At 69.3% G+C, this 6,540-nt stretch carries 10 protein-coding genes; 3 read left to right on the top strand and 7 right to left on the bottom strand.

From position 1 onward, the window contains the following. From AW270_RS39385 to AW270_RS02585, 3 genes are all read right to left on the bottom strand, one after another. The coding region (locus tag AW270_RS39385) for a hypothetical protein (RefSeq protein WP_176579796.1) at positions 1-350 on the bottom strand (350 nt) is incomplete at its 3' end. Continuing rightward, complete coding sequence (locus AW270_RS02590) at positions 350-1,117, bottom strand: bestrophin-like domain (RefSeq protein ID WP_061291384.1); 768 nt, start codon at positions 1,115-1,117, stop codon at positions 350-352. The genes AW270_RS39385 and AW270_RS02590, both read right to left, overlap by 1 nt. 96 nt (positions 1,118-1,213) lie before the next feature. Beyond that, positions 1,214-1,783, bottom strand: coding sequence for a methylated-DNA--[protein]-cysteine S-methyltransferase (locus tag AW270_RS02585; protein WP_061290243.1), 570 nt, complete (start codon positions 1,781-1,783; stop codon positions 1,214-1,216). Positions 1,784-1,871: 88 nt separating this feature from the next. Between AW270_RS02585 and AW270_RS02580 the strand changes: the two genes are divergently transcribed. Together AW270_RS02580 and AW270_RS02575 are read left to right on the top strand one after the other, a co-directional pair. Beyond that, a complete protein-coding gene (locus AW270_RS02580) occupies positions 1,872-3,764 on the top strand; it encodes a PAS domain S-box protein (protein WP_061290241.1) in 1,893 nt (630 codons plus the stop codon). 159 nt (positions 3,765-3,923) lie between these two features. Then, entirely contained in the window at positions 3,924-4,355 is a 432-nt protein-coding gene (locus AW270_RS02575) for an ATP-binding protein (RefSeq protein ID WP_061291382.1), read from the top strand. Here AW270_RS02575 and yidC read toward each other — a convergent pair. From yidC to AW270_RS39380, 3 genes are all read right to left on the bottom strand, one after another. After that, positions 4,352-5,011 (bottom strand): membrane protein insertase YidC, encoded by a 660-nt coding sequence (yidC, locus tag AW270_RS02570; RefSeq protein ID WP_061290239.1) that lies wholly within the window; start codon positions 5,009-5,011, stop codon positions 4,352-4,354. The genes AW270_RS02575 and yidC overlap by 4 nt on opposite strands. A gap of 63 nt (positions 5,012-5,074) precedes the next feature. Further along, positions 5,075-5,308 carry a DUF6412 domain-containing protein gene (locus AW270_RS38370; RefSeq protein WP_157521634.1) on the bottom strand — a complete coding sequence of 78 codons (234 nt, stop codon included), beginning with the start codon at positions 5,306-5,308 and terminating at the stop codon, positions 5,075-5,077. A gap of 3 nt (positions 5,309-5,311) precedes the next feature. Then, a complete protein-coding gene (locus AW270_RS39380; protein WP_169807241.1) occupies positions 5,312-5,473 on the bottom strand; it encodes a hypothetical protein in 162 nt (53 codons plus the stop codon). A gap of 51 nt (positions 5,474-5,524) precedes the next feature. Here AW270_RS39380 and AW270_RS02565 point away from each other — a divergent pair, with 51 nt between their 5' ends. After that, on the top strand, positions 5,525-6,163 hold the full coding sequence (locus AW270_RS02565) for a response regulator transcription factor (RefSeq protein ID WP_082801252.1): 639 nt from the start codon (positions 5,525-5,527) through the stop codon (positions 6,161-6,163). On the opposite strand, the gene AW270_RS02560 is transcribed toward AW270_RS02565, so the two are convergent. Beyond that, a complete protein-coding gene (locus AW270_RS02560; protein ID WP_061290235.1) occupies positions 6,145-6,534 on the bottom strand; it encodes a hypothetical protein in 390 nt (129 codons plus the stop codon). The two genes, AW270_RS02565 and AW270_RS02560, sit on opposite strands and share 19 nt — an antisense overlap. Positions 6,535-6,540: the final 6 nt, after the last annotated feature.

Genomic DNA, 6,540 nt, shown 5'->3' with positions numbered 1-6,540 from the left:
TCCTCGGCCTGAGGCGGCGGGGGTGGTGGCGGCGGCTCCACCTCCGGCTCCTCGGGTAGTGGCGGCGGGCACGGCGTCTCCGACGGGGTCGGCGCCGGTGGCGGGGGTTCCTCGGCCGGTGGCGGCGGAGGGGGTGGCGGCGGTGGCTGGTGGCACGGCGGCTGCTGGAGGACACCGACCCCCAGCTCCACGTCGAGGACCACTCCCACCTGGACGCACACGCCCACGCCCGGGCCGATGCCGACGTCCACCCCGAGGATGTCGTCGGCCGTCGCGGCCGGGGCCGAGGCCACCGAGAGGGTGGCCAGCATCAGGAAGCCGAGTGTCGCGGCGGTTATTCGGCTTGTCATCAGCTCAACCCTGAGATCCGGCCGAACTCGGCCAACGCGCTGGTGAACGCGTCGGGCTTCACTGCCAGCCCGCCGTCGAACACATGGATGATGTCGAACGCCATGTAGATGCCGACCCCCAGCAAAGCCGCCATGGCCAGCATCGGCAGCAGGGCCATGCCCTTCGGGCGGGCCCCGGCCAGGAACGGGAAGACCAGCACGATCAGGCCGGTCACCACGGTCAGCACCAGCAGGATGGTCGGCGGCGTGGCCCCCGCGTCGGCGGCGCGCTGCTGCCGCGACGAGCTGAGCTGGGAGATCTGGTCCATCACGGCGGCCTTGGCGTCTTCCTGGTCGTCTCCGTCGACGATCAGGCCGGCCACCTGGGCGCGCAGCGTGTTCAGCCGGGTGGTGCCCTCGCTGCTGAGCTGGCCGTCGGCCATCAGCGGCCACTCCTGGTCGACCACGAAGCCGACGTAGTCACGCAGACCGGCCTGCACCTGCGCGGCGGCGGGGGTGGGCAGCTCGTTGGCGGCCCAGTAGGCCTCCACGGCCGACTGGCTCTCGGTGTAGGTGTTCTGCCTGGCCGAGTCGGCGGTCGTCCACGGGACCACGATCGCGATGGCGAAGACGAGCAGGAACAGCGCCGACAGCATCGACCCGGCGTGGCCGACCGTCGGGCCGCCGGGGTCGGAGTCTTCGCTTCCGGTGCCGAATCTTCTGAACAGGAACGCCGACAGCCCCACCACTGCGACCGCCGACCCCACGGCGACGATGAATCCCAGCATGACCACTCCCCACTAGTGACCTGGTGATTGCTCGCCGTGAGATTACTATCACATTGAGTGATCACAGGTTTACCCTGTGGGGACAGACACGTTGCGCTAAGCGGTTTCCAGGTTCAGTAGCAGTTCTTTGGCGGCTTTTCCACCGGCGTACGCCCCGGGCCGTCCCGGCCCCTCGACCACCCGGTGACAAGGAACCAGCAGGCAGACCGGGTTCTCGGTGACCGCGTTGGCGACCGCGCGCAGCGCCTGGGGCCGGCCGATCCGGGCGGCCACGGCGGCATAGGTGGTGGTCGTGCCGTAGGGCGTCGAAGTGATCATCTGCAGCACGCTCCGGGCGAACGCGGTCGCGAGCCGGAGGTCGAACGGCAGGGTGAACGTGCGCAGCCGCCCGTCGAAGTAGGCGTCGATCTCCCGCTTCAGCGGGTCGAGGCGGTTGGGGTCGTGGCCGATGAAAGACCCGACCTCCCGGTGGACCCGGGCGTAGACGGCGTGTTCGTCGTCGAATGTGGTGGCAATCACACCGCGCGCGGTCACGGCCAGCACGAGCCTTCCGGCCATCGTGTCGTGGGTGCCGAAGGCGATCGTGGGGGCGGATTCCCCTACGTACGTGGGTGAGGTGACCCGGAGCAGTGCCTCCAAGTCGCCCGATGCGGCCGACGCGTCCATGGCACTTCCCTTCCCCGGGTTCGAGGGCAGCGTAGCGGAGCAATGGAAAAGCCCATGATCACGAGCGGAAAAGCGGCACGATGGACCCGTGGAATGTGACCACTGGGACAAACGTGACGACGAGGACGAAGGGATCGCGCGGGCGGTAGTCGCCAGCGCGGCCGATGCCATCGTCGCACTCGACCGCGATCTGTCGGTGGTCACGTGGAACCCGGCGGCGGAACGGATGTTCGGCTGGTCGCCCGACGAGATCCTCGGCCGCCGCCCGCCGTTCGTGCCCGAGGAGCTGATGGCCGAGCACAACGCGGTGCTCGAACGGGTCCGCACGGGCGGCAACGTCCAGCTGCGAACCCGCAGGTTCCGGCGTGACGGCACGCTGATCGAGGTGCAGGCCGACATCAGCGGGCTGCGCACGCCCTCGGGCGCGTTGCTGGGCTACGTCGGCGTCTACCACCAGCGCGACGACAACGAGGCCGCGCGGGCCCGGTCGGTGCGCCGCGCCCAGCTCGTCAGACGGCTGACCGACGTCGTCGGCGACATCAACGCCGAGCTCGACCAGAATGTGGTGCTCGACCGGATCGCCGGCTCGCTGACCGAGCTGACCGGGGCAGACGCGGGCGGGTTCGTGCTGATCGACGGTGAGAAGCTCCGGCTGGTCAGCACCCACCGGCTGCCCGACGGCATGAAGGGCGCCACCGCCGACCTGGCCAGCAGCCTGGTCGGCAAGCTGCTGCGCACCGGAAAGCCCGTCATCCTGGAGACCGGGCCCGAAGGGCTCCAGGATCTCATCTGGGCCCAGCTCGACGGGCTCCACACCATCGCGGTCGGCATCGCGGCCGTCGGCGGGCGGCCCTACGGCGCGCTCTACGCCCTGTTCGCCCGGCGCAAGCCCGGCCACCTGGAGCTGGAGCTGCTCGAACTGCTCGCCGGGCACGCCGGGATCGCGGTCGGCAACGCGGTGGCCTACCAGGAGGCCCTCCGCCAGCGGGCCCACGAGCGCGCGGTCTTCGACGCCAGCGCCGACGGCATCGCCGTGCTCAGCGAGAGCGGCACGGTCACCCGCTGGAACCCCAAGGCGGCCGAGCTGACCGGTTTCGCCTACGAGGACGTGATCGGCAGGCCGCCACCCTTCGACCTGCCCGAACCCGGCGAGAAGCTGACCTTCCAGCTCGAATCGGGCCGGTGGCTCGACGTGCTCTGCGCGACCATCCCGGAGACCGGCGAGATCGTCGCCGACTTCCGCGACATCACCAGCGCCAAGGAACTGGAGGAGGCCAAGGACCTGTTCCTGGCCACCACCAGCCACGAACTGCGCACCCCGATCACCGTCGTGACCGGGTTCGCCAGCACGCTGGCCGACCGCTGGGACAAGCTCTCCGACGGCGACCGCAGGGCCCACGTCCACACCATCGCCGAACGCGCCAAGTCGCTCGGGAGGCTGATCGACCACCTGCTGCTCGGCGCGCGCGCCGGCGCGGCCGAGCCCTCGGTCCGCGACGAGGCCTTCGACCTGGGCGAACGGGTGAGGGCCGCGACTCTGGGGCTGCCGGTCCTCTCCGACCGCCACCGCGTCGAGGTGCGGGTCCCCGACGACCTTCCTCTCGTACGCGGAGACGCCCTCGCCACCGACATACTGCTCGACCAGGTGCTGGAGAACGCCTTCAAGTACTCCCCGGACGGCGGCCTCATCCAGGTCTCGGCCTGGGCCGAGGAGACCCACGTGGTCGTGACGGTCGACGACGAGGGCATCGGCATCGCCCCGTCCGACCGGGAGCGCGTCTTCGAGCGGTTCGTCCAGGGCGAGAGCGGTGATCGCCGCCGGTTCGGCGGGGTGGGGCTCGGTCTGTACATCGTGCGGAGCCTCGCGCGGGCCCAAGGCGGGGAGGTGGCCGCACTTCCCCGGCCCGAGGGTGGTACACGTATGCAGTTCGTGCTGCGCAGAGAGGGGTTTGTCACCGCACCCGACACACCGGGGCGGTAAGGCCGGGGTAACACCGAAGCTGACCTATTGTCCAATGTGCACAACCTGTAATCAGGTCCCGGTTTCCACGGTCAGCTAACGGGGCATTTCGGTCCTATCTGGGGTGACCATCTTCAGGGGGTTCGGGAGAACGGGGAGGTGAGTGCGTCGAGCGTCATCATGCTGCCGTACGCTCTGGCGAGCGTTGCTGTGGCGCGCCAGCGCCTCAGCGCCGACCTGCTTGCCTCCGGGGTTTTCGAGGCTGCGGTCGACGACACGGTCCTGGTGATGAGCGAACTGTTGAGCAATGCCCTGCGCCACGCACACCCCCTTGCGTCTGGGCAGCTCAGAGTCACATGGGTCTGTGGGGACGGACATGTGGAAGTGGCCGTGAGCGACGGTGGCGCCACCACCGAGCCGCGGGCCGGACGGCCCACCCTCTCGTCTCTGGGGGGCCGGGGGCTCGGCATCGTCGAGTTCCTGGCGGAGCGTTGGGGGGTACGTCACGAGGGCGAGACGACGACCGTTTGGGCCATCGTCCACGCCCCTCATCCAGCCCGAAATGGGCAGTCAGGTGAGTCCGAAATAAGCGCTGTCAGCGAAGTCGTCTAAGCGGTGAGTAGTCGCCGCTCGGTCGTCGTCCACGCGGTGCTGATCAGCAGGTAGACGCCGGCCGCGAAGGGCAGGAACGCGGCGGCGAGCACGGTCCCGTACGGAAGCAGTTTCAACAGCCCGCTTCCCGGCATTTCAGGCGTCCCGATCACGAGTCGCGACGACTGCCAGGCCACCAGTGCGATGAGCACGAGGAGGCCGACGAACACCAGCGTGGGCACACCGAACAGACCGGAGTGGGTGACGACCGCTCCGAGATGGTCACTCAGCGGAATCGACAGCGCGCTGTGGGTCATCAGGACGTTCTGCTGCCCGGCGATCACCGGGTGGGTGAACACGTTGTACAGCACGATCGCGATGGGGATCTGGGCCAGGCCCGTTCCGACGCCGGCGAACATAGAGGTGCCGGCGCCTGCATAGAGGGCCTGGGTCTCCCGGACCAGCCGTTCCGGGTCAGCGGCGTGGCGCTCGCGCAGTTTCGCCACGTCAGGCGCGAGTTTCGCGCGGATGCGGTGGAGTTTCGCCTGCCGGACCGCCAGGGGGAGCAGGGCGAGGCGGACCAGCAGGGTCAGCAGCACGATCGCCGGCGCGGCGCCGACGAGACCGGCCAGCGCCGCGGTGGCGTGGTAGGCCGGGCCGAGGATGAAGTCGAACACGATTCAGAAACCTTTCGTCAGGGGTCTGGGCATGACGAAGGCGCCCTTGCCGATCAATGGCGATCAGCGGGGCGCCGGGTTTCCTGTTGGTGCTCTCGACCGGATGCGGCCTGGTGAGTTGGGGTGGCGGAGCCGTACGAGAACGGCTTCGACACCGGCGCCGAGCGGCGCGTGCGCGACGTGAGGCGCTGCGGCCAGCAGCCGCAGCGCCCACGTGAGGAGCAGCAGGCCGAGCACGGCGAGGAGCGCGATGCCACCGGGCATCGCGAGTGCGCCGAGCAGGGCCTGGACGAACACGGGTTACTTCTTGCCCACCAGGGTGATCACACCGACCACGACCGCCGCGATGAGCGCGACGACAAGGAGGAACTTCAGCGTCGCGAACAGCGCGGGGATGACGAATCCGACCACCAGCCAGATGGCGAGGAAGATCCCCACGACCGCGAAAACAGTACGGGTCATGGCTGACAAACTACGCGTTCGACGATCGCCGTGCGACCTAGTCTTTGGGGCGTGACCGTCATTCTCGTGGTCGACGACGACCCCGCCGTGGCCGAGGTCGTCGCACGCTATCTCGAACGCGACGGCCACGAGGTCCAGTGTGATCCCCTGGCGCTCACCGCCCCGCCCGACCTGCTCATCCTGGACATGAACCGGCTGGCCGTCGGCCGCGAGCTGCGCGCCCGCTGGCCGGTCCCGGTGATCATCCTCGGCGAGGCCATCGACCTGGTCGACCTCGACGCCGACGCCGACGACTACGTCACCAAGCCCTTCAGCCCCCGTGAGCTGGCCCTGCGCGTCGCGGCGGTGCTCCGCAGGGCCCGTGGATCGATCGTGCCGGCCGGAACGGGGGTGCTGCGTGACGCCGACCTCACCGTGGACGTCGGCGCCCGCCACGTGCTCCTGGGCGACGCGGAGGTCACGCTGACCGCCCGCGAGTTCGATCTGCTCGTCTACCTGCTGCGCAACCCGCGTCAGGCCTTCAGCCGCACCGACCTGCTCGACCGCGTCTGGGGCTGGGCCTTCGGCGACTCCTCGACCGTGACGGTCCATGTGCGCCGCCTGCGGGAGAAGATCGAAAAAGACCCGACCGACCCGGGCCGCATCATCACCGTCTGGGGCGTCGGCTACCGCTACGAACCGGTCTCGTGACCGATCGCGAACCCCTCGGTGATCGCCCGGAACGTCGGGCACGGCCAGCGCCACATGCAGCTGCGGCAGCGCAGGATCGGGTGGGCCGTGTCGCTCGTGATGCCGCCCGCGTCGCGCGGCTGGTGCAGGTCGATCAGCCGCAGCGACAGCTCGGAGAAGGCCAGCAGGTCGTCGCGGGAGGTCTCGAGGAAGTCGAGGTCGGTGGAGGCGAGCCGCGTCTTGATCGGCACGAAGCCCTCACGGTTGAGGAGTCTCCTCAGCGGTCTGACCGCCTCACGCCACGAACTCGCCTTGTCGGCACGGATCTGGATGACTTCCAGCCGCTCGCGAAGCCGACGTCTCTGTGGATCTTCAGGGAGTTCCGTGTTCATGAGCGC

This window comes from Herbidospora cretacea (assembly GCF_001570605.1).
Taxonomy (GTDB): domain Bacteria; phylum Actinomycetota; class Actinomycetes; order Streptosporangiales; family Streptosporangiaceae; genus Herbidospora; species Herbidospora cretacea.
This window is presented reverse-complemented; position numbering and strand designations above follow the sequence as displayed.

Excerpts from the sequence above, each read along its gene's own strand:
- AW270_RS02590 (WP_061291384.1), bottom strand. The coding sequence starts at position 1,117 with ATGCTGGGATTCATCGTCGCCGTGGGGTCGGCGGTCGCAGTGGTGGGG.
- AW270_RS02585 (WP_061290243.1), bottom strand. The coding sequence starts at position 1,783 with ATGGACGCGTCGGCCGCATCGGGCGACTTGGAGGCACTGCTCCGGGTC.
- AW270_RS02575 (WP_061291382.1), top strand. The coding sequence starts at position 3,924 with ATGCTGCCGTACGCTCTGGCGAGCGTTGCTGTGGCGCGCCAGCGCCTC.
- AW270_RS39380 (WP_169807241.1), bottom strand. The coding sequence starts at position 5,473 with ATGACCCGTACTGTTTTCGCGGTCGTGGGGATCTTCCTCGCCATCTGG.
- AW270_RS02560 (WP_061290235.1), bottom strand. The coding sequence starts at position 6,534 with ATGAACACGGAACTCCCTGAAGATCCACAGAGACGTCGGCTTCGCGAG.